At 36.3% G+C, this 24050-nt stretch carries 17 protein-coding genes; 10 read left to right on the forward strand and 7 right to left on the reverse strand.

Going from position 1 to position 24050, the window contains the following annotated elements:
* Positions 1-31: 31 nt before the first annotated feature.
* Complete coding sequence (locus A6M55_RS02950; protein ID WP_064196446.1) at positions 32-1186, reverse strand: acyl-CoA dehydrogenase family protein; 1155 nt, start codon at positions 1184-1186, stop codon at positions 32-34.
* A 141-nt stretch (positions 1187-1327) separates the two neighbouring features.
* On the opposite strand from A6M55_RS02950, the gene A6M55_RS02955 reads away from it, so the two are divergent.
* Entirely contained in the window at positions 1328-2932 is a 1605-nt protein-coding gene (locus A6M55_RS02955) for an acyl-CoA carboxylase subunit beta (RefSeq protein ID WP_197491648.1), read from the forward strand.
* A gap of 145 nt (positions 2933-3077) precedes the next feature.
* The gene (locus A6M55_RS02960; RefSeq protein WP_064196391.1) at positions 3078-5984 is read left to right on the forward strand and encodes a M12 family metallo-peptidase; all 2907 of its coding nucleotides are present in this window, start codon (positions 3078-3080) and stop codon (positions 5982-5984) included.
* A 65-nt stretch (positions 5985-6049) separates the two neighbouring features.
* On the opposite strand, the gene A6M55_RS02965 is transcribed toward A6M55_RS02960, so the two are convergent.
* From A6M55_RS02965 to A6M55_RS02975, 3 genes are all read right to left on the reverse strand, one after another.
* Positions 6050-8374, reverse strand: coding sequence for a family 65 glycosyl hydrolase domain-containing protein (locus tag A6M55_RS02965; RefSeq protein WP_064196392.1), 2325 nt, complete (start codon positions 8372-8374; stop codon positions 6050-6052).
* Between the two features lie 80 nt (positions 8375-8454).
* On the reverse strand, positions 8455-9105 hold the full coding sequence (gene pgmB, locus A6M55_RS02970; protein WP_064196393.1) for a beta-phosphoglucomutase: 651 nt from the start codon (positions 9103-9105) through the stop codon (positions 8455-8457).
* Between the two features lie 75 nt (positions 9106-9180).
* Positions 9181-11052, reverse strand: coding sequence for a glycoside hydrolase family 13 protein (locus A6M55_RS02975; protein WP_229235469.1), 1872 nt, complete (start codon positions 11050-11052; stop codon positions 9181-9183).
* 108 nt (positions 11053-11160) lie between these two features.
* Here A6M55_RS02975 and A6M55_RS02980 point away from each other — a divergent pair, with 108 nt between their 5' ends.
* The 5 genes from A6M55_RS02980 to A6M55_RS03000 all read left to right on the forward strand — a co-directional run bounded on the left by A6M55_RS02980 (position 11161) and on the right by A6M55_RS03000 (position 17916).
* Entirely contained in the window at positions 11161-12990 is a 1830-nt protein-coding gene (locus A6M55_RS02980; protein WP_064196395.1) for an alpha-amylase family protein, read from the forward strand.
* 38 nt (positions 12991-13028) lie between these two features.
* Positions 13029-14366 carry an MFS transporter gene (locus tag A6M55_RS02985; protein ID WP_064196396.1) on the forward strand — a complete coding sequence of 446 codons (1338 nt, stop codon included), beginning with the start codon at positions 13029-13031 and terminating at the stop codon, positions 14364-14366.
* A gap of 166 nt (positions 14367-14532) precedes the next feature.
* On the forward strand, positions 14533-15549 hold the full coding sequence (locus A6M55_RS02990; protein ID WP_064196397.1) for a sensor histidine kinase: 1017 nt from the start codon (positions 14533-14535) through the stop codon (positions 15547-15549).
* A 125-nt stretch (positions 15550-15674) separates the two neighbouring features.
* Entirely contained in the window at positions 15675-16412 is a 738-nt protein-coding gene (locus A6M55_RS02995) for a LytTR family DNA-binding domain-containing protein (protein WP_305953141.1), read from the forward strand.
* A gap of 271 nt (positions 16413-16683) precedes the next feature.
* Positions 16684-17916 (forward strand): aspartate aminotransferase family protein, encoded by a 1233-nt coding sequence (locus tag A6M55_RS03000; protein ID WP_064196399.1) that lies wholly within the window; start codon positions 16684-16686, stop codon positions 17914-17916.
* A gap of 150 nt (positions 17917-18066) precedes the next feature.
* On the opposite strand, the gene A6M55_RS03005 is transcribed toward A6M55_RS03000, so the two are convergent.
* From A6M55_RS03005 to A6M55_RS03015, 3 genes are read right to left on the reverse strand one after another with little or no spacing between them, the layout of a single operon-like run.
* Positions 18067-19620 carry a DUF1501 domain-containing protein gene (locus A6M55_RS03005; protein ID WP_064196400.1) on the reverse strand — a complete coding sequence of 518 codons (1554 nt, stop codon included), beginning with the start codon at positions 19618-19620 and terminating at the stop codon, positions 18067-18069.
* Between the two features lie 43 nt (positions 19621-19663).
* Positions 19664-21277 (reverse strand): DUF1800 family protein, encoded by a 1614-nt coding sequence (locus tag A6M55_RS03010; protein ID WP_082892908.1) that lies wholly within the window; start codon positions 21275-21277, stop codon positions 19664-19666.
* Positions 21278-21323: 46 nt separating this feature from the next.
* Positions 21324-21995, reverse strand: coding sequence for a DUF2461 domain-containing protein (locus tag A6M55_RS03015; RefSeq protein WP_064196401.1), 672 nt, complete (start codon positions 21993-21995; stop codon positions 21324-21326).
* A gap of 58 nt (positions 21996-22053) precedes the next feature.
* Between A6M55_RS03015 and trpS the strand changes: the two genes are divergently transcribed.
* From trpS to A6M55_RS03030, 3 genes are read left to right on the forward strand one after another with little or no spacing between them, the layout of a single operon-like run.
* A complete protein-coding gene (gene trpS, locus A6M55_RS03020) occupies positions 22054-23028 on the forward strand; it encodes a tryptophan--tRNA ligase (protein WP_064196402.1) in 975 nt (324 codons plus the stop codon).
* A gap of 1 nt (position 23029) precedes the next feature.
* Positions 23030-23605 (forward strand): phosphatase PAP2 family protein, encoded by a 576-nt coding sequence (locus A6M55_RS03025; protein ID WP_064196403.1) that lies wholly within the window; start codon positions 23030-23032, stop codon positions 23603-23605.
* Between the two features lie 4 nt (positions 23606-23609).
* Entirely contained in the window at positions 23610-24035 is a 426-nt protein-coding gene (locus tag A6M55_RS03030) for a DUF2147 domain-containing protein (protein ID WP_064196404.1), read from the forward strand.
* The last annotated feature ends 15 nt before the right edge of the window (positions 24036-24050 follow it).

The raw sequence follows: 24050 nt of genomic DNA on the forward strand, positions 1-24050 counted from the left end.
TGTCGAGAAATTGTAAATCCCCCTTTAGGGGTTAGGGGTGCTTTACAATTTCTCTACTAATCACCAATTTCTGAATCTCGCTTGTTCCTTCTCCAATCGTACATAGTTTGGCATCACGGTAGAATTTTTCGGCTGGAAAATCTTTTGTATATCCATAGCCTCCGTGAATCTGAATACCTTCGGTTGCCACCTCAACGGCTGTTTCTGAGGCAAAAAGTTTGGCCATAGCACCTTCCTTGGTCATTTTTTTGCCTTGGTTTTTGAGCGTTCCAGCATTGCGAGTCAATAATTCGGCTGCTTCAATTTTGGTTGCCATTTCGGCTAATTTAAAGCTAATTCCTTGGAAATTAATAATTGCTTTGCCAAATTGTTGACGTTCTTGTGCATATTTTAAGGCGGCTTCATAAGCTCCACGAGCAATTCCGAGCGAAAGTGCCGCAATAGAAATGCGTCCGCCATCCAAAATTTTCAAGGATTGCACAAACCCATCACCGATGTGTCCCAAAACATTATCTTTATGCACTCTACAATTATCGAAAAATAAACACGCCGTTTCGCTGGCACGCATACCGAGTTTATTTTCTTTTTTACCTGCTGTAAAACCTGGAGTTCCTTTCTCGATGATTAAGGCAGTCATGCCATGTGAATCTCCCTTTTTACCAGTTCTGACAATGACAACTGCCACTTCTGAACTGATGGCGTGCGTGATAAAATTTTTCGAGCCATTCAATACAAAATAATCACCGTCTTCTACAGCTGTGGTTGACATTCCACCTGCATCCGAGCCAGTGCCAGTTTCGGTCAAGCCCCAAGCTCCAATCCATTCGCCCGAAGCCAATTTTGGCAAATATTTTTGTTTTTGTTCTTCGTTTCCGAATGTTAAAATATGGTTCGTACAAAGTGAATTATGAGCAGCTACCGAAAGCCCGATTGAGCCACAAACTTTTGAAATTTCGTCCAAAATGGTGATATATTCTTGATAACCAAGACCTGAGCCTCCATATATTTCAGGCACAAGTATGCCCATAAAACCATATTCTCCCATTTTATGAAATAATTCTACTGGGAAAATCTGTGCTTCGTCCCAGTACATTAAGTTTGGGCGGATATAGTTTTCTGCAAAGTCTTTAGCACTCTGACGAATCATTTCCAATTGTTCGTCAATTTCAAATTCTACGTGTGTCATATTAAATTTTAGGTTTGTTGATAAATTAGTTGCAAAACTAATCATTGTTTTGGCAACTATTTAACATATTTGCAGAAAAATTGTTTAAATCTTAGAGAAAATATAACTATTTTGCTTCATCAACGAAATATAACAAGAATTATGCTAAAAATGGAAGATTTATTGAAGGAATTGACTGAGCGGTATGAGAAATTGAAATTAGGTGGAGGGATAAAAAAAATCCAAGCTCATAAAGCCAAAGGAAAACTCACTGCTCGTGAAAGAATAGAATATTTGGTTGATAAAAATACCGATTTTGTTGAGTTTGGCACTTTTGCTGGTGATGGCATGTACGAAGAAGAAGGCGGCTGTCCGAATGGGGGTTGTGTTTGCGGAATTGGTTACGTAAGTGGAAAAATGTGCGTCATTGTGTCGAATGATGCGACTGTGAAGGCAGGAGCATGGTTTCCGATTTCGGCTAAGAAAAATCTTAGAGCTCAAGAAATTGCAATGGAAAATCATTTGCCAATTATTTATTTAGTAGATTCGGCGGGAGTTTATTTACCTATGCAAGCGGAGGTTTTTCCTGATAAAGAGCATTTTGGAAGAATTTTTAGAAACAATGCTCACATGTCATCGATGGGTATTCCGCAAGTAGCTGCTATTATGGGAAGCTGTGTAGCAGGTGGAGCATATTTGCCAATTATGTCTGATTATGCTTTGATTGTTGAAGGAAGTGGTTCGGTTTTTTTGGCGGGTTCGTATTTAGTGAAATCTTCAATAGGAGAGGATATTGATAATGAAACGCTTGGAGGTGCAACTACTCACTGCGAAATTTCAGGCGTAACGGATAATAAATTTCCGAATGATGAGGCTTGCTTAGACGAAATTCGTAAGATTTTTGATAAAATGGGGCATTTTGACAAAGCTGGATTTGACAGAAAAGAAGCAGTTCTGCCCCAAAAAGACCCCAAAGAAATTTATTCGATACTACCAACCGACCGTACAAAACCTTACGATATGCTCGAAATTATTGAGCGAATCGTTGATAATTCAGAATTTGACCAATATAAGAAAGGTTACGGACAAACAATTTTATGTGGTTTAGCAAGAATCAATGGCTGGGCAGTAGGAATTGTAGCGAATCAAAGAAAAATTGTGAAGTCTAAAAAAGGCGAAATGCAAATGGGTGGTGTTATTTACTCTGACTCTGCCGATAAAGCAGCTCGTTTTATTATGAATTGTAATCAGCAAAAAATTCCGTTAGTATTCTTGCAAGATGTAACTGGTTTTATGGTTGGTAGTCGCTCTGAACACGGTGGAATTATCAAAGACGGTGCAAAAATGGTCAATGCAATGGCTAATTCGGTTGTGCCAAAGTTTACTTTTATCATCGGGAATTCTTACGGAGCTGGAAATTATGCCATGTGCGGCAAAGCGTATGACCCACGTCTGATTTATTCTTGGGTAACAGGCCAAATGGCGGTAATGAGTGGAGCATCAGCCGCTAAAACTTTGGTTCAGATTCAAACAGCAACGTTAAAATCAAAAGGTGTAGCAATCGGTGAAGCCGAAGAAAAAGAATTATTGGACAAAATTACAGACCGATATAATTCTCAGTTAAGTCCCTATTACGCTGCATCCAATCTTTGGGTTGATGGTGTAATAGACCCTCTCGAAACACGAAAAATCATTGCAATGGGAATTGAAGCTGCGAACCATGCACCAATTACGAAGCGATACAATGTTGGGGTAATTCAGACGTAGAAGTATGAAAGCCCAATTTCTAAAAACCACCAAAAAGCCTTGGTGGTTTTTTACTACCCTTTAATAGAAAAACAGACCACGATTTGACTATTTTCAAATCATTTTTCTAAATTGTTGTGTATTACATCTATTAAATTTTGTGTTAATGAAAAAATATTTATTTTTCTACCTATTATTCTGTGGTTGTTTCAAAGCCTTTTCACAAATTGAAAAGCCAATTAAAGTTTTGCCAACTGCAATTATTAAAAATACCTTACAAAAGACTGGTTTAGAAAGCGGTTATAATGTATCTCGCTCTGAAGCATTGGCTAATGGATTCACTATTAATCTACCAACGCCTAATGGCGAAGATTTAAAACTTAGTCCTATAGAATCGCCCGTTATGTCTATCGAACTGAGCAAGAAATTTCCTTCTATCAAAACATATCGTTTATATTCCTCTAATAAAAAAAGTGAGGTTTCTGGAGTATTAACAATTTCGCCCGAAGGAATAAATGCTTTAATTTTTACAAATCAGGGGAATATTCTTATTTCACCAGCAAATCTTGCTGAAGATAAATACTTTGTTTTTTATCAGAATGATACGGATTTAAAAGAATCCTGTGAAATTGGAGACGAACATATTCGGAATTTTGGGAATAATAACAGAATTAAAAGTATCCAAGATTTTTCAAATGGTACAACCCTTCGTAGTTATCGAATGGCAATAGTAACAACAGGTGAAGTATATACAAATAATGGAAGCACAGTAGCAGCCGCACAAGCAGTGGTTGTAAGTATGGTAAATTCGCTACGAGCAGTTTATGAAAAAGAAGTTGCTGTAACCTTTACTTTAGTTGCAACCAAGATTTATGATAATCCGACTACTGACCCATTCAATGGTTCAAGTGCATCGAGTGCAGCTCTGGCTTTTGGAGCATTATCAACCTCCGAACCTGCCAATTTTGCATTAAATCTTTACGATATTGGGCATGTTATTCATCATTCTCCAGGTGGTGGTGGGGTCGCTTACCTGAATGGCCCATGTAAAAACTTTAACGTTTCAAGTGGTACAAGCCCAATAAAAGCTGGCGGGTGGAGTGGTGGCACCACTACTACACTCGGAACGTTTATACATGAAGTTGGACATCAGTTTTCGGCAGGGCATACTTTTAATAGTGTAAATAGTGGTTGTAGTGGTAATATTATGACAAGTTCAGCTTTTGAGCCCGGGAGTGGTTCTACCTATATGTCTTATTGGGGGAATTGTTCGCCAGATAATATTAGTGGAACGGTGAATCGCACGTATTTTCATGCAAATTCGCTGGAAAGTATAATTAGTTTTAGTGCAAGTTCAACTTGTAGTGTAAACACTTCCACAGGTAATAATGTGCCTGTAATGAATGTAAATCCTAATGGAAATACACTTATCATTCCAAAAGGAACTCCATTTCGATTGGAAGGCAGCGGAGCTGATGCCGACGGAGAAACCATTTTATTTAATTGGGAACAGTATAATTTAGGAACAACTCGTGGTGGAGCTGATGAAGCTCAAGGTTCAACAGATTCACCGATATTTAGGAGTTTTGTGCCAAGCACAACGGGAAATATTAGAGAATTTCCTACTCTTTCTTCAATTTTAGCAGGAAGTATTGCTTCTAATGATGAAGCACTTCCGCAAGTTGCAAGAACTTTAACATTCCGCCTTACAGGAAGAGACGGACGAACTACAGGTGGTGGTAGTGAAAGTAAAACGCTTACTCTGACAGTTGATAATAGTGGACCATTTTTGATTACTTCGCAAAATAGTTCTGCTCTTTGGATTGTTGGGAGAACAGCCAATATTAATTGGTCAGTTAATAATACAAATGTCGCTCCTATTAATTGTGCAAATGTCAAAATTTCATTTTCAACTGATGGTGGACAAACTTTTCCGTATATATTGATTGCAAGTACACCAAATGATGGTTCGCATACGATTACTGTTCCGAATTTACTGACAACACAAGGTAGAATCAAGGTAGAGGCGATTGGCAATATCTTTTTTGATATTAATAATTTTTCAATTACGGTCTCGAGTAGCTGCCTATCAGGTGTTTCCGAAATTTTACCTTCAAATGATATTACAGCTACTGAAGGAGATGCCTCACTCAACTTGTCATTATTTGGTGTTGGTGCAAATATTACTTCAAAATCTGGTTCGCTTACTACTACCGACCCAGCTACTAAACTTTCGGCTCTAAACATTTCTACAAATACTTGTACGAATTTTTCAAACCCAACCTATTTTGATATTTACCCCTTTAAGGTCATCAGTACTGGCAATTATACTTTTACCAGAACAGTAGGAGCTACTTACTTAATCATGAATTTTTATAACGGTACTCATTCCCCAAATAGTGTTTGTTCAAATTGGATAGGCTCGTCGGCGAGTTATAATGGAAGTAGTGTTTCGGTTGCCAACACCATAACATTGACTTTAACACCAGGTGTTTATTATATGGTAGTAGCTGGATTTAATGCGACTACGCCAACTTACCCTGCCAGCTATGCCATTACTTTTAGCTCTGGAGTTTACGAGAATATCCCAACGACGCCATATTCATATTCAAAAATTATAGTAAAAAATGGAACTATCGTTGCCGTAGATGTAGCTACTGATTTATCAAATTCCACCAATTATCCGAGTGGTAAATATACTATTTATGGAGTATCTCATGGTGACGGTGCCGATTTTAGTACTTATGTTGGTGGAAGTTTTACTGTCTTACAATCTGCAATAGGTACTGGGGCTATATGTGCGACGATTAGTACTAACAGCAAAGCCGTAACCATCCAGAGCCCATGTCCAACTACTCTGACACTTATCAATAATGCTACTCCATCTCAAAATATTACTTCCGGAACAATCACTAAACAAGCTGCCTTGAGTAACGGCTCTATTATAGCATCAAATTTTATAACTGGGGTCAATACAAGAGCTACTTATCAAGCAAAAAATATTCAACTTAATGCAGGCTTTAAAGCTGAAAATGGGGTAGTTTTTCTTGCCGAAATAGGAGGATGTAATTGATGTTAACACAAAAAAAGCTGTCAAAACTTAATTTTGACAGCTTTTTTGTACTAAATAGACTGAAATCAATAAATAACTGATGCAGAGGATTTTGCAGAAACAATAACTTCTTTACCATAAACTAAAACCGTAATTTCATCACCAGTTATATTCTCAATTTCAATCGAATTTCCTTTGATTGAAATATTCAATGAATTTCCTCTAAATCCAGTTCTGAAAGAAAAACTCTGCCATTGTTCTGGTAAGAATGGTTCGAATGAAAGTTTATCATTTTTTACTCGCATTCCACCGAAACCTTTCACTACTGAAAGCCAAGTTCCTGCCATTGATGTAATATGCAAGCCATCTTCGGTATCATTATTATAATCATCCAAATCGAGTCGAGCTGTGCGAACATACATTTCGTAGGCCTTTTCTTTTTTGCCCAATCTTGCCGCATGAATCACATGAACACAAGGTGAAAGCGAAGATTCGTGAACGGTCATTGGTTCGTAGAAATCAAAATTTCTGCGTACCTCTTCCAAAGAAAAATCTTCTTCAAAGAAATACATTCCTTGCAAAACATCAGCCTGTTTGATGAAACAAGAACGTAAAATTCTATCCCAAGACCATTTTTGATTGATTGGACGATGAGCCGCTATTTCATCAACGCTTAATAATTCTTTATCCAAAAATCCATCTTGTTGTAAAATTACTTGACGTTCTTCATCGAATGGGAAGTACATATTGTCAATAATATGTTGCCATTTTTGTGTTTCGGCCGAAAAATTAAGCTTAGTTTTTGAAATAATTTCATCAAATTTTGATTTATTTTCATTTTTCAAGCCTTCAAAACTTTCCAAAGTATATTTTAAGCACCAAACTGCCAAATAATTTGTGTACCAGTTGTTGTTTACATTGTTTTCGTATTCATTTGGACCCGTTACACCGAGCATTACGTATTTACCTTTTTCAGTTGACCAGTTTACACGTTGAGCCCAGAATCTCGAAATTCCTGTTAAAACTTCTAAACCGAATTCTGCCAAATATTGAGAATCACCCGTGTAACGAATATAATCAAAAATCGCATAAGCAATTGCACCATTTCGGTGAATTTCTTCAAATGTAATTTCCCATTCGTTATGGCATTCTTCGCCGTTCATCGTTACCATCGGATACAAAGCTGCTCCGCTCGAAAAACCGAGTTTTTCGGCATTTTCAATAGCTTTTTGTAGATGATTATGACGATATACCAATAAATTACGAGCAACTTTTTGCTCTGAAGTTGATAAATAAAATGGTAAACAGTAAGCTTCAGTATCCCAATAAGTTACTCCACCGTATTTTTCACCTGTAAAGCCTTTTGGTCCAATATTTAGACGAGCATCTTCGCCAGTATAAGTCTGTTGGAGCTGGAAAATATTGAAACGAATCGCTTGTTGAGCTGCTACATCTCCTTCAATTTGAATATCATTACCTTCCCACTTTTTTGCCCAAGCAGCTATTTGTTCGGCAAGCATTGTATCAAAACCCTTCGTGGCAACTTTTTCAATGTAAGCCTTTGTAGTTTCGTTTAAAGCCTCAATTGAATGATTTTCAGAAGAAAGATTGGCAGCAAATTTTATTATTGAAACTTCTTCACCTTCAACAAGATTGATTTTGAATTCATTTGCTACATACTTTTCTTTTTTTATTGGAAAAGTCGGACAATCAACCTTTTCACCAGCTTGATAAACATCAAACTTCATCCCAGTGCAAACTTGAAAAGTTGGCACTGTTTCCCAAGCAGATTTCTTAGTTTCAAGTGTCAAAAATCCTTCACCATGTCCAGTTTCCTTTGAAATTTCATTCCAAAATTTCTCTCCATGATTGGAGTCTTTGTTTGAAACATCGCCATTAAGTGAAACCTTTATTTTAGCTGAACCGAAGAAATTTAATGGTGTAATTGAGTATTTAATAACGCCTGATTCATCATCAACCAAACTTAAAAAACGTTGAGAATGAATTTTTAGCGTTTTTCCACTCGCTAATTCTATTGTACAAATACGCTCCAAAACGCCAGTTCGCATATCAAGTGTACGAGTAAATTCATGCACTTTTGCCGTATTCAAATCAATGCTTTCGCCCTCAATTTCTACATCAATTCCTGTCCAATTGCAAGCATTGATAACTTTTGCGAAGTAATTTGGGTAACCGTTTTTCCACCAACCTACACGAGTTTTATCAGGAAACCAAACACCAGCCACATAATTTCCTTGTAGTGTTTTTCCCGAATATTTTTCTTCAAAATTTCCACGTCCGCCCATGCGGCCATTTCCCAAACTCATCAAACTTTCGGTGATTTCGTTATGCTCAGGATGGAAACCATTTTCTACGATGCACCATTCATCGTGTGTTATATAATTTTTCATTTTTGGCTTTAATTTCAATTAAATTTAAAGAAGTCTTTGCTGAGCGACTTTCGCCTTGAGCGAAGGCTTCCTTATTACTTTTAAGATATTTTACTTAATAAATCATTGAGTTTGAGATTTTCAAACCCACTAAAGACAATATCTGCCTTTGTTAAAACCTCTGCATGACCAATTCCGACCACCTTCATTCCTGCATTTTTGCCAGCTTCAACGCCTGCTACGGCATCTTCAAAAACAAGGCATTCTTCGGGCAATAGATTCAATTCAGCTGCACCTTTCAAAAAAACTTCGGGGTCGGGTTTGCCTTTTGAGATTTTTGTTCCGTCAATAATCGCATCAAAATCATTGATAAGACCAACGCCTTCGAGAATCATTCGGGCATTTTTACTTACCGAACCCAATGCTATTTTAATATCAGTTTGCTTGATTTGGGCAAAAAAATCACGAACACCTGGCAAAATATCGTTAGCGGTCATTTTGCTAACTAAAGTCAGATAATGTTCATTTTTCTTTGCTGCCAGTTCAAGCTTTTCTTCTTCTTTCAAAACTACATTACCATGTTCGAGAATCAAATTCAATGAATCCATTCTACTCACGCCTTTTAGGGTTTCATTAAATTCTTCCGAAATATCAAATCCTAAATCGTTGGCCATTTTACGCCATGCTTGGTAATGAAATATGGCAGTTTCTACGATTACACCATCTAAATCGAATAAAAATCCTTTAATCATATTGGTACAACAATTTTCTAAATTGTTTCATATTTAAAATTCTAACTTCTTAACTCTACAATTTGGGAAATTGTGTTACTTTAGTTCCAGAATCAACGCCGTCATTTCTGGCACCTTGATGTTTGAAATATCACTAAACGTTTCGCCAGTCATGATATTTTTTGCTGATTTTGCTCCTTTTATAATTTCGGCAAAATTAGCCGTTGGTACTGTTGATTCTGTGTTTTTAGTATTGCTCACAACCATCACAGTTTGTTTATCAGTATATCTGAAATATACATAAATTCCGCCATCAAAAGGCGTAAATTGGATAAATTTTCCTTTCGTTAATGCCTCTGAAGTTTTGCGATAATTCAACAATTTCTTATTAAACTCAAATGCTTCATTTTCTTGGGCGTTTCTTCCTGTGGAAACAAATTTGTTTTCTGAATCACCTTTAAAACCTCCAGGGAAATCTTTTCTAACTTCGGCGTCGGTTGGGTTTTTGAAATTTTTCATCAAAAACTCAGTACCATAATACATCTGTGGTACACCTCGAACCGTGTAAAGCCAAGTTAAACCTAACTTATATTTGTTAAAATCTTCACCAATTACCGAAAAATATCGGTCAGTATCATGATTTTCTACAAATGGTACAAGTTTTTCTGGGTTTTGATATACGAGATCTTGCGAAAGTGTTGTGTATAAGCAATTTACGCCTTCATTCCAACCAAAATTTTCTTTCAAAGCAGTGTTAATTGCTCCTTGAACCTGAAAGTCACAACTCGAAGGAAGGTTGCATTTGAAAGGAATATTCAAATTGTTTTTGGTGAAAAATGATTGACTAATCACTGTATTCACGGCCGATTCTCCAAAAAGCAACATATTTGGGTGTTCGTCAAGAATCGCTTTATTACAACGATTCATAAACTCCATGTCGTTATAGATATAAGTGTCAATTCTCCACGCATCAATATTAAAATATTCGATCGTCCAAAGTGCGTGTTGGATTAAATAAGTTGCCAATAAAGGCTCTTTTTGATTCAAATCTGGTAAAAAAGAAGTAAACCAGCCTTCTTCGGTTACTTTTTTGTCGTATTTCGAGCCGTTCACATCAATCAAAGGTTGGTCTTTGTAAGATGTATTGGTGTATTTATCCCAGTTGTGTAACCAATTTTTTGATGGCAAATCTTTTACTAACCAAGCGTCTTCGCCCACGTGATTGTAAACAGCATCTTGTACGATTTTAATGCCCTTTTTATGAGCTTCGTTGATGAGTTTTTGATAAGCAGCATTTCCGCCAAAACGACGGTCGATTTGATAGTGGTCAGTAAAATGATATCCGTGATACGAGCTACGCATTGTGCCGCCTTCATTACTTTGGTGGGTATTGTTTTCGATAATTGGCGTTAACCAAAGAGCGGTTACACCCAGTTCATTAAAGTAGTCGAGATGCTCAGTGATACCTTGTAAATCTCCACCATGACGCAACCATGGACTGTTTCGGTCGGCTTGTACATCAAACATATCATCGAATTTATCGTTCGATTCATCGCCATTGGCAAAACGATCGGGCATCAATAAATAGACAACATCGGCTTGGGTAACAGCTTGAGGTTTGGCAGTACGAGTGTGTAATTTGTAATTTACGGTAGAAGATTCCGAACCATTAGAGAAAACCAATTGAAGATTGCCAGCTTTCGCTATTTTTGAAATATCCAAATCAATAAAAATGTAATTTGGGTTTTCAACGGTTTGTGTTTTTTTTAGTTTTACGCCATTGTAGGGTTTCAAACTAACTTTTGCAGTACCAATGTTTTTGCCATAAACCAATATTTGCAGGTTAGGATTCTTCATGCCAACCCACCAGTTAGTTGGGTTAATTCGCTGAATATCAGGTTTTTGGGCAAAGCAAATGGTTGCGAGTCCTAATTGTACAAAAACAAGAAGGAGTAAGCGTTTTGTCATTTTCATAAGTGTTAAAGTATTCGTTTCAATGGCAAAATAACACAAACAAACTATTTTTTCATAAAAAAATCCTGTTTAGATTTGAAACTAACTTTAACCTTACATAAAATGAATAGAATAATTGCGATTGTCTTTTTGGCAATAAGCCATTTTGCAGTAGCTCAAAAATCAACAGAAATGACCAAAGAAAAATCTAACTTACCTAAAACTGACAAATTAGTAGTTTACCAAATCTACACCCGTCTTTTCGGAAACCTTAAAACTACCAATAAATTTCATGGCTCAATTGAGGAAAATGGATGCGGGAAATTTAATGATATTAACGATAAAGCTCTACAAGAACTCAAAAAGTTTGGCGTTTCACATGTTTGGTTCACGGGAGTGATTGAGCATGCAACCATGACTGATTATTCAAAGTCGGGTATTCCGCAAGATAATCCATTAGTTGTGAAAGGAATTGCTGGTTCGCCTTATGCTATCAAAGATTATTATGATGTTGACCCCGATTTGGCAGTTGATGTGAAAAATCGAATGAAGGAATTTGAGGCTTTGGTGAAACGTAGCCACACGAATGGTTTGAAAGTAATTATTGATTGCGTGCCGAACCACGTGGCAAGAAGTTATCATTCTGACAAAAGGCCAAAAGGAATAAAAGATTTTGGCGAAGAAGATGATAAAACCAAAACGTTCGACCCAGATAATAATTTCTACTACGTCAAAGACCAAATGTTTGTAGTTCCAAGTGAGGTAAATCCTCCTGTTGTACCAAAAGAGAATTATACCGAAATTCCTGCCAAAGCTACTGGTAATGATGTTTTTTCAGCAAAACCGAGTATCAATGATTGGTTTGAGACAGTAAAACTCAATTATGGCGTAGATTATCTTGATAATCGAAACAAGCATTTTACTCCTATTCCAAGTACTTGGCTAAAAATGCGTGATATTTTAACTTATTGGACAAAAAAAGGAGTTGATGGTTTCAGATGTGATATGGCAGAAATGGTGCCATTTGAATTTTGGGGTTGGGTAATTCCAGAAATCAAGAAAGTGAACCCAGAAGTAATTTTTATTGCTGAAATTTATAATCCGCAGACTTATAAGCAATATCTTTTTGAAGGGAAATTCGACTATTTGTACGATAAAGTGGGGCTTTATGATGCACTTCGCAGATTGATGGAAGGACACGGAAATGCCAATGATATTTCTCGTGTTTGGCAAAACGAATCAGGCGATTTCTCAAACCGTATGCTCCGTTTCTTAGAAAATCATGACGAACAGCGTATTGCTTCAAAATACTTTGCAAATGACCCTTATAAGGCTATTCCTTCGATGGTTGTGAGTGCTGCATTACACACAGGGCCTGTGATGCTTTATTTTGGACAAGAAGTGGGTGTAAAACCAACTGTGGCTGAAGGATTCAGCGGTGAAGATGGTCGAACAACGATGTTCGATTACTGGGGAGTACCTGAGTTTCAGAATTGGGTAAATAATCATCAATACGACGGCGGAAAACTTTCGCAAGAACAAAAATCTCTCCGAAAGATTTATGCCGAAATCTTGAAGTTTACTAATGAAAATGAGGCTGTAAAAGATGGAAAATTCTACGATTTACAATATGTAAACGGCAATGGACAAACCGTAAATTACAATGACCAAAAAATATATAGCTATTTAAGATTTACAGACAATCAAAAATTATTGTTTATTTGCAACTTTGACTTGGAAAAATCATACGACACAGGTGTGTTTATTCCGCAAGGAGCTTGGGAAATGATGAAAATTAATATCAATGAACCTGTGAGTTATTCATTAAAGGAGGTTTTTGAGAAAAGTATGAGTTCAAAGGAGATAAATCAGCAAACAAAATCAATTTCAACCAAAGAAGCAATAAGATTGACGCTACCTACTAATAGTGTAACGATTTTAGAAATTCGATAAACGAAAATATATTCAACTTTAACCTATAACTTATCAAAATGACGTCTAAAAAAAGTAAGCCACTCTTAAGTTTTTGGCAAATCTGGAATATGAGTATTGGATTTATGGGAATCCAAATGGGTTTTGCCCTCCAAAATGCCAATGCCAGTCGTATTCTACAATCTTTCGGGGCTGATGTCGAGCATCTCTCTTGGTTTTGGTTGGTAGCACCTTTTACGGGTATGGTTATTCAACCAATTATTGGTCATTACAGCGATAAAACTTGGACAAAGCTGGGACGCCGAAGACCATTTTTCTTGACAGGTGCAATTTTGGCATCCATTGGTCTGATTCTTATGCCCAATGCCGATATGTTCGTCAGTATTTTGCCAGCTTTGTGGGTTGGTGCAGGTTTTCTGATGATAATGGATGCTTCGTTTAATGTAGCAATGGAGCCATTCAGAGCATTGGTTGCCGATAAATTGAACGCCTCACAACAAACACTCGGTTTTTCGATTCAGACAGTTTTAATCGGAATCGGTGCGGTTGTTGGTTCATGGTTGCCTTATGTATTAACCGAATGGTTTGGCTTTGAAAAAACAGCCGAAGCTGGTCAAATACCTTTCAGTTTGGTGTTATCTTTCATTATTGGTGCAGTTTCGTTACTTTCTTGCATTATTTGGACAATCATAAAAACGCCTGAATATTCACCAAAAGAACAAGCCGAGTTTGAGGGGGAAGAAGAGAATGAAACCGAAAAAGGTAGCTTTTTCGATATTTTCAAAGATTTTGGTAATATGCCAACGACAATGAAACAACTCGGTTTGGTTCAGTTTTTTTCTTGGTTTGGTCTGTTTTCAATGTGGGTTTTTATGACTCCTGCCATTGCTCAACATATTTACGATTTACCTGTAAACGATTCAAGCTCCGAAAAGTATAATGATGCAGGAAACTGGGTTGGAGTCATTTTTGGTGTTTATAATGCTGTTTCGGCAGTTTACGCTTTCTTTTTACCTAAAATGGCTGCAAAATTTGGCCGTAAAAACACACACGCTTATTCCCTGATTATTGGTGGTTTAAGCTTGATTTCAATCTATTTTATAAGTGATTACCACTGGTTAGTTTTACCAATGGTAGGCGTTGGGTTTGCTTGGGCGAGTATTTTGGCAATGCCTTATGCTATTCTGGCAGGTTCAATTCCCGCCAAGAAAATGGGGATTTATATGGGTATTTTCAATTTCTTCATAACTATTCCACAAATTATCAATGGAATTATTGGTGGACCAATCGTCAAGAATATTTATAATAATCAAGCTATTTTTGCGGTAGTCGGAGGAGGCGTCTGTTTTCTTTTAGCAGCTCTAAGTGTTAGGTTTGTTGAAGATAAAAATGTATAATATTAAAAATCCACAAAAGCCTTCGTTTTCGATGGCTTTTGTCGCTTAATAGCCTCACTAAGTCTCAACTTCCAAATGGTTTATCTTATAAAAATATGACTTTTGTCAATATTTTTTATAATTGTACTGAACACTTACTAACTTACCTTACTCTATACTATCAACAATGTTTAAAAACCGATTTCTTTATATATTCTTACACATTATTATGTGGATAGGATATACAGCATTACCTTTACTCAATGCTTTTCAAAATGATTCAACAAGAAGCCGAGTAAATCCATATACTAATACAACTTATTGGTTGTATGTTTCAATCACGTCAATTATTTTGTTTTATACAAACTCAGAGGTTTTGTTTCCAAAAATCTACAAAAAACAGCCTATTCGTTACTTTTTAAGTCTGATTGCTGTAATTTTAGTTTTACTTTGGGGCCGTTTTTTTGTGAGAATTACTTTTGTCGGAAACGACATCAACAAAAGCTTGTTTTACGTAAATGCTTTCATTCAGTACTTATATGTCTTTGGAATTAGTGCATCATACTGCTTTTTTTCAGACTATCAAAAACAACAAGAAATTCAACGTGAAAATGAAAATGAACGCTTAAAATCGGAACTATCATTTTTACGTTCTCAGATTTCACCGCATTTTATGTTTAATCTGATGAATAGTTTGGTTTCGCTAAATCGAAAGAAATCAAACTTGGTTGAGCCTGTTTTATTAAAAATGGCAGATTTGTTACGTTACATGCTCTACGAAAAAGATGATAAGCGTATTTCACTCGAAAATGAAGTAAAATATCTATCAAATTACATTGACCTACAAAAAGTAAGATTTGGCGATTATGTAAAGATAGATTTTGATGTGAATTCTTCAGATTCGAGCAAAAGTATAGAGCCTATGTTACTAATTCCATTTGTTGAAAATGCCTTCAAACATGGTGTCGGACTAATTGAGAATCCTTTCATTAAGATAGAATTAGAAACCAATACTGAAGAACTTCGTTTTAAAGTTACCAATAAATTTAGTAGCGATAGCAAAGAAGTGAAAGATGGAGCATCAGGTATTGGCCTGAATAACGTTAAACGTCGATTAGAGTTGCTTTATCCAAATAAGTATATACTCAATGTAAGTGAATCTGAAAATCTTTATACCACTAATCTGAAACTAAATTTCAAATAGATTGCGTTACTAAAGATAAAAAAGTATTATTTTTTATAAATCTTTACTCTTTGGAAGATGTAAATTGCTTTTTTAAGGTTTATAGATTTTTAGAATTCAAAACCTATTATTAATCAAAACGAGCGGTGTCGCTTTTAAAAAATATGCGTTGTATTGCGGTTGATGATGAACCCTTAGCACTTGATTTATTGGAAGATAATATTACTCAAGTGCCTTATCTCGAATTTGTCGGTAGATGTAAGAATGCTTTCGAAGCAATTGAACTCATTCAAAAAGAAAAGGCAGAAAATCGAAATATAGATTTGATTTTTCTGGATATTCAAATGCCTGGTATTACAGGTGTACAGTTTGTGAAGAGTATGGTTTCAAATCCTATGGTAATTTTTATCACTGCCTATGACCAATTTGCACTCGACGGATTTGACTTGAATGTGATTGACTACTTGCTAAAACCTGTTTCTTTTGAGCGTTTTTTAAAGGCTTGTAATCGGGCAAATGAACTGTTTTTATTAAAAGAGAATGCCCAAACGCCAAAGGTTTTACAGGAAGAACACTTTTTTGTAAATGCAGAATATTCGTTAGTAAAAGTAAAGTTTGCTGATATTTTATATATCGAAGGTTTGAAAGATTATATAAAAATTTATATAAGTACACAGCCTCGACCAATCATTACACGTATGACAATGAAGAGTATTGAAGAGAAATTTGCCACAATGCCATTCATGCGAGTACATAAATCATACATTGTTTCTTTGAATAAAATAGAATCAATTAGAAACCTAAAAATTAGTATTGGTACTCATCTAATACCTGTGAGTGAACAGTTTTCTGATGAGTTATTGCGAAGAATAGGCAGTAAATAATGGTAGTCGCAAGAATTGGGCATTTTGTCTCATGTGTGTTGTGGCTTATAAATTATCTATTATTTTCGTGTTATAGATTATTAATCAAGAAAAAAAGCAATAATACTGCTTTTAAAATTAGTAAGTTGTTGGATGTGGAGATTGACTTAATGTGCATTTTAGTTTCGGAGTAATTAACGACTCATAAATAATAGGTTAGTACTTAAAACTCGTGGGCTTTGCATGCGAGTTTTTTTTATGCCAAATTTGTAAGAAAATTAGAATAAACTTTATGACAACTCGACAACTTTTTCTTCAGAATGTTGCTCAAACCTCCGACTTTCCGCTTGCCCTTGAAATCCAGAAAGCAGAAGGTATTTATTTATACAGTGAAACAAGAAAATACATTGATTTAATATCAGGAATTGCCGTTAGTAATGTTGGACACCGACACCCAAAAGTAGTGGAGGCCATTAAAAATCAAGTAGATTGTTACATGCATTTGATGGTTTATGGTGAATATGTGCAAACTCCACAAGTAAATTTGGCGGAAGCAATCTGCAAAACATTGCTTGGCACTGGGTTGAATAATGTCTATTTCACAAATTCTGGTACAGAAGCCGTTGAAGGAGCTATGAAATTGGCCAAACGATTTACCAGAAGAACCAATATTGTTTCTTGTACAAAAGCCTATCATGGCTCAACCCAAGGAGCATTATCGTTGGGAGATGAGCATTTTAAGCGTAATTTTCGCCCGCTCCTTTCTTCAATAGATAAAATTGAAAGAAACAATTTTGCCGATTTAGAAAAAATAACTAATCGCACTGCCGCTGTATTCTTTGAACCAATTGGTGGTGAATCTGGTGTACAGGAGGCAAACTATGAATATTTACAGGCTCTCCGCAAACGCTGTGATGAAGTTGGTGCTTTATTAGTTTTTGATGAGATACAGTCTGGTTTTGGTCGAACTGGAAAGTTTTGGGCGTTTGAATATTTTGATGTTAAGCCTGATATTTTACTTTGTGCCAAAGGCATGGGCGGTGGAATGCCAATTGGTGCATTTATCGCTTCGCACGAAATAATGGGAGTTTTAAAAGATAACCCAATCTTGGGGCATATCACAACTTTTGGTGGACATCCTGTGAGTTGTGCTGCATCATTGGCAACTTTAAATGCAATTTTTGAGGAAAATATGTTATATAACCCCAAAAGTTGTAAGTTTGACTGTATTCAATCAAGTTGTCGTTCGATTGAATGTAATTTGATTGAACAAAAATCTCAGTTATTCAAAAAACTATTGGTTCACGAAAAAATAAAAGAAGTAAGAGGTAAAGGTTTAATGCTGGCTGTAGAATTTGAAAGTTTTGAAGTATTGAAACCAATCATCGACCGAGCCATCGAAAAAGGCGTAATTACAGATTGGTTTTTATACTGTGATAATTCTATGCGAATAGCACCGCCTTTAATCATTACCGAAGAACAGATCAGACTTGCTTGTGAGGTAATTTTGAGTTGTATTGAATGAAGATTTGGTTGAGGATAGCTCGTTGACTTTTTTAGTTAGAGTATTATGATAGTCTGCTAATGATTAACGATTTCAAAAATGATAGAGGCTGGAGTCTTTTGAAAATCTGCAATCTATATCTTGAAATCGTTAATTTTAAATCATACTTGTTTATTTAGCCATGCGTCTCACTTGTTGAATTTGTCCGTTTTGTAGGCGAGCAAAGTACATCCCGCTGTTGAAGTCTCTTGTATCAACAAACACTTCGTGACTACCAGGGTCAAAATCGCCATCAACTGGCACAGCTATAACACGACCAATATTATCGAAAATCTGAATCATTGTATGTCCGCCTTTAGTCTGAAAGGTCAATGTTGTTGAATCTGTAAAAGGGTTCGGATAATTACTGATTAGCTCTTCGCTTGTTCTAATTGGCTCATTAGCAGTAATTTTGCCACAAGCTTGTACTTGTACAAGTGGTAGAGGCTGAAAGTCTTTGAGTAAAACATCATCAACATAAGCTTGGTCGAGACAAAACCATTGAGTAAGAATCGAAGCATAAACTGAACGAAAATCATATTGCATCGTAAGATTATCGTTGGTATTTGGTGAGGCAGCGATATCGGGAGATTTTCCGAGTACAATTGGGTTTACCAAATCGCCAAACATAAACATCGGAGCCGCTGCACCATGGTCAGTTCCACCACTGGCATTCGATTTCACTCGGCGACCAAACTCAGAATATGTTACTCCTAATACTTTTTTCGATACGCCAAGAGCAGTAATATCATCCGAAAAAGCTTTGATCGCATCGCTTACCGTTTTCCAAAGGTTGGCGTGTGTGCCTGTGGTCGTATCACTTGTATTTACTTGGTTGCTGTGCGTATCAAAACCACCAATACTTACATAGTAAACTTTGGTTTTAAGACCGCCTGCAATCAATTGAGCAACAATCTTTAATTGGTTCGCCAAACTTGTATTTGGGTAGGTTGCTTGCTTGGTTACTTTCGCTGCCGCTGCTTTTATTGAATTTGCATAAAGATTAGTCTGATTGGCTACTTCTCGCAAAAACTTTAACTCTTTGCCCGCCAATGTATTTGGAGTTGATTCTACTTTATTTGAGATTAAATTATAAAAACTCGTGGGGTTTGAAATGGCCGTTCCCATAGATTGTACGGGCCCTTGAAGTGCGGTATTTACTACAGAACCAATCTGAATGGCCAAGGGGTCAGGATATTTGGTACTTGGGTATCCAGTCGGATAATTGGGGTTTTCAATGGCCAAATATCTTCCCGCCCAACCATTATTTACAAAAACATTCGAGTCCGAGGCAGAATTCCAAATATCTGTTGCCCTGAAGTGTGAGAAATTAGGGTTTGGATAGCCCGCACTCTGAATCAAGGCTGCTTTGCCTTCCTTAAACATAGTTTGGAAGGAGGTCATTGCAGGATTCAATCCGAGCGTATCTGTCTGAGGAATCAATAGAAGCTTTTCCTTCGGAATAGCAATATTTGTTCTGGCGTTTTGATAAAGACTATACTTATCAATCGGAATAACGGTATTCAAACCATCATTTCCACCCGAAAGTTGAACAACGACCAATACGTTTTCATCACCAATGGCATTTTCATCTACGTTTCCAAAGGCTTTGAAAGAAAGACCATTTAGTAGAGCAGGCATTACAACACCTGCAAAAGTATTTTGTATAAAATCTCTCCGCTTCATAGAATCCCAATAATTTTAAAAGAGTGTTTTGTTTGACAGTTTGTCAACTTAACTGATATTCAGGTAATGCCAAAAGATATTTGAATAGATTTCGGAGTCGAGTTGTTACCATATTCAGTGTATTGGTATCGTTGGGTTTACTAATCATGGCATCCCATAGTTCTGTCCAATAATAATCACTCGATTGCCCACTTAAAAGAATATCTTTCTTGACTTGTTGCACAAGTTCGTCACTAACTGGGATTTTATACAAAATATTCAAAGAATCGCTGATAAGCTTATTTGGGTCGTTAGGTACAGGCATTTTTTTGGCAAAAGCAACCACATCAAGCTGAATGCGTCTACCATTTTTAGTAAAACCTGAATTGATAAAGGTGTCGGTAAATTGGTTGCGTTTTGGGTAGGTATCCGAATTTATCCAAATTTCATAAAACATGGGTTCTTGATAATATGCTGGCCAACCCGCAACATTCGGTGGGTCGCCGATATCTTGTTGCATAATTTGCCCTTGACGAACCATTTCTCCGAATAAATTATAATATTCTTGCAAATAATCTTTTGGAGAAGGAAAGACCACACTAAATTCTCTTATTGTTCCTACAACCAAATCCAGTGGACTTTTTATCATTGCACCATATACGTTTGCATCAAAGAAATGTTGACTTTTAAGTAGTTTTTCAATTACAGGTTTAATCTCGTATTTACTATCTCTAAAGATTTTTGCTAACGGCTCGATGATGTCTTTTTCAACCGCAGGAGTAATGTCATAATATACAAAAAACTGATAAAATTTTCTGCATATAAATTTACTGACTTCCTCGACCGCAAAAATCATAGTAAGCATCTCATCTAATTCTTGAATGCCGGTTGCATTATTTATGCCTTTTATGACAGTATTATTGTAGAAAGACGAGAATTTTTTATCAGTTATATCGTGGTTTGCTACATTAAAATTATACACCATTCGGTCGTTATTAATACCAATACCCGTAAGCACTCTTGCTGCAGCTTTTACATCATCTTCTGTATATTTTGAGCCACTTCCTTTTCCTAATGTAAAAAGCTCCTGCAACTCACGGGCATAATTTTCATCGGGAGCATTTTTAGTATTCAATCGGCCATTCAAATAGCGAAGCATGGCGGGGTCAAGCGTTATCTGCTTTACAAACTCTTTGAAATTCCCCAGTGCATATTTTCGGAGTACTGTATTGTGGAGATAGGCAAACCGAGCATCGTTAAATTCATTGATTTCGGTGGCAAAATGATTGTGCCAAAATAAGACCATTTTTTCATGGATATTTCGCTTCTGATTGGCCATTTGCATCACCCACCAATATTTATATGACGCTCTTCGCCTCGAATTGACTGTTCCATCGCCATAAATCGCTTTTACCCAAGTTTCACCAAATTTGATACCCTGTGGATCTTTATAATCGGCAGTTTCATAAAAATTTAATGGTGGTTCGGGGTCGGGTAGGGATGCCAAAAGCTCATCAATACTCTGCTTTATAGTCTTTTTCTGAAAGTAGGCAATGTCATCAGGGCTTGCACCAAACATTGTACGTTTTAACAAATGACTTATTTGAGTGGTTTTCCATTCACCCTTATACTCGTCAATACTTCCTTGAATAGCTGCTTGAGAGTAATGTTGACTCATAATTTAGATTAGGTTTTTACTATTGACAATACTTATTGAAAAAGGTTTAAATTTCTTCTCCATAAAATAAATTATTTATATAGTCAAGATATGGTTTTAGTATTTGGCAGCCATTTATTACTTCTTTTGCAAAGGTTTTGCCCAATAATTCATCATCAGAATATTTATGGACAAAGAAAAGTTGTTTATACTTCAGTAACTCGATTTCTGGATGGTCGATGGCATAACCTTTGGGCATCTTCTTTACTTTTTCACCGTGAATTTCGTTGAAATAATGCTTAAAAATACCATCTTCGATGATGCTTTTAAGGATATGTGGGCTATAATCAATTTCCTGTCTGAAACTTGCAAGTTGAGAAGATGTTGCAGCCCACATGCCTCCACCCAGAAATGATTCTCCATTAGGTTGAATGTGCAAATAGAAATCGACTTTTCCCGAACTCTTTCCACCTGGGCCAAAACCCGCTGCCAAGTATTTTTTATAAGGAGATTTATCAGCCGAAAACCGAATATCTCGATTGATCCGTAAAATGCAACTTTTAACAGTCGTGTTAAGTAAATTTTCTTGAAACTGAGCAATTCCAGTCAAAATTTCTTGGCATAAATTCTCAAATTCTTCTTTTGTTTGGTCATAATCTTTGCGATTTGCATGAAACCATTCTCGATTATTATTTTGTTCTAAGTTTCTTAAAAATTGGAGTGAATGATGGCTAAGCATTGATATTTTTGTCTATTTTTGTGGAAAATTACATTATTTTTATCATTATTCAGAAATTATGGCAAGAATTTTAACAGGCATACAAGCAAGTGGTGTACCACATCTCGGAAATATTTTAGGAGCAATTTTGCCTGCAATAAAGTTATCTCAAAATCCACAGAACGAATCTTTTTTGTTTATCGCAGATCTGCACTCAATGACCACCATCAAAGATGCAAAGATAATGCAAGAAAATACCCGTGCGGTTGCGGCTGCGTGGTTGGCGTGTGGATTTGATGCCGAAAAGAATTTTTTCTATCGTCAATCTCGTTTGGCTGGTTATCATACTGAATTGATGTGGTATTTGAATTGTCAAACGCCATATCCGATGCTGGCGAATGCTCACTCGTTCAAAGATAAATCAGACAGGCTTTCTGATGTAAACGCTGGACTTTTCACGTATCCAGTTTTGCAAGCGGCCGATATAGTGCTTTATGGAGCTAATTTTGTTCCAGTCGGCAAGGACCAACGCCAACATCTCGAAATGTCGAAAGATATTGCCGCTATTTTTAATCGTACTTATGGAGAAGTTCTGACATTACCTGAACCATTGATTGATGAAACAGTTATGGTGATTCCTGGGACTGATGGCACGAAAATGAGTAAATCTTACAATAATTTTATCAATATTTTCTTGGCTGAAAAACCTTTGTTGAAAGCAATAAAGTCAATAATTTCTGATAGTACGCCACTCGAAGAACCTAAGAATCCTGATACGGATGTAACTTTTAAGTTATTTTCGTTGGTTGCCGAACCCCACGAAATTGAAGATATGCGTCAAAAATATTTAGCAGGCGGCTTCGGCTATGGCCATGCAAAACAGGCTTTATTTGAAGTTTTGTGGAAGAAATTTGAAAAAGAAAGAGAGATTTTTAATTACTACATGGAAAACAATGATGCTTTAGAAGCAAAATTAAAACATGGCGAAGCCAAAGCTCGTGAAATTGCCGAAAAGACAATCAATGATGTAAGAGGTGTTTTAGGTTATTTATAAGATGATTGAAACAATCAAATACGCTGAATATGAGTGGTTTTTGTGGCTTAATAGCTATCATTCTCCATTTTGGGATACTGTTATGTTTTGGGTGACATATCGTTTTACATGGGTGCCACTTTACGTATTCATTATCTACTTTTTGTATAAAAATATCAGACAAGATTTTGTAAGAAGTCTGCTCTTTGTGCTAATTTCGGTAGGGTTAGCAGATAGAATTACGTCAGGATTAATGAAACCCTATTTTCAACGTTTGAGGCCATGCCATGACCCCATGATTCAGCACATTGTGCATGTGGTTGGCAATTGCGGCGGACAATATGGTTTTGCTTCGAGCCATGCTTCCAATTGTTTTGCTTTGGTTGCAGCACTGTTTATTTTGTTCAAAACACATAAAGTTGAAACAAAAATGCTGCTTTTTTTGTCGATTTGGGCAATAATTGTATCATATAGTCGTATTTATGTGGGCGTTCACTTTCCGACCGATATTTTGTTTGGGGGCTTAATCGGGTTCTTAATTGCTTTTACACTCTATCCAATAGTTACACTTTTTAAACATAAAAAATCAATAACCTAATCCTATGAAAAAAACATTGTCAATCATAGCATTCTTACTTGTTTCTGTTTTTTCTTATGCACAAGATATTACACAAGGCACTTGGTATAATGAGGAAAAAACGGGGAAAATACAATTCTACAAGCAGGGAGATAAAATCAATGGCAAAATTGTTTGGATTAAAGAGCCAAACGAGAATGGAAAGCCGAGAGTTGATAAAGAGAACCCCGATGTAAAACTAAGAACTCGACCACTTGTGGGTTTGACAAATCTAAGAAATTTTAAGGTATCGGGAAAAGGGACTTGGGATGATGGTGAAGTTTATGACCCTAATAATGGAAAAACATATTCGTGTAAAATGACATTGGTTAGTCCAACTCAATTAGATATACGTGGTTTTATCGGAATTTCGATAATTGGTCGTACTTCAAAGTTTACAAAAGCCGATTAACACATTTTATATAAA

The organism is Emticicia sp. MM, from assembly GCF_001649495.1.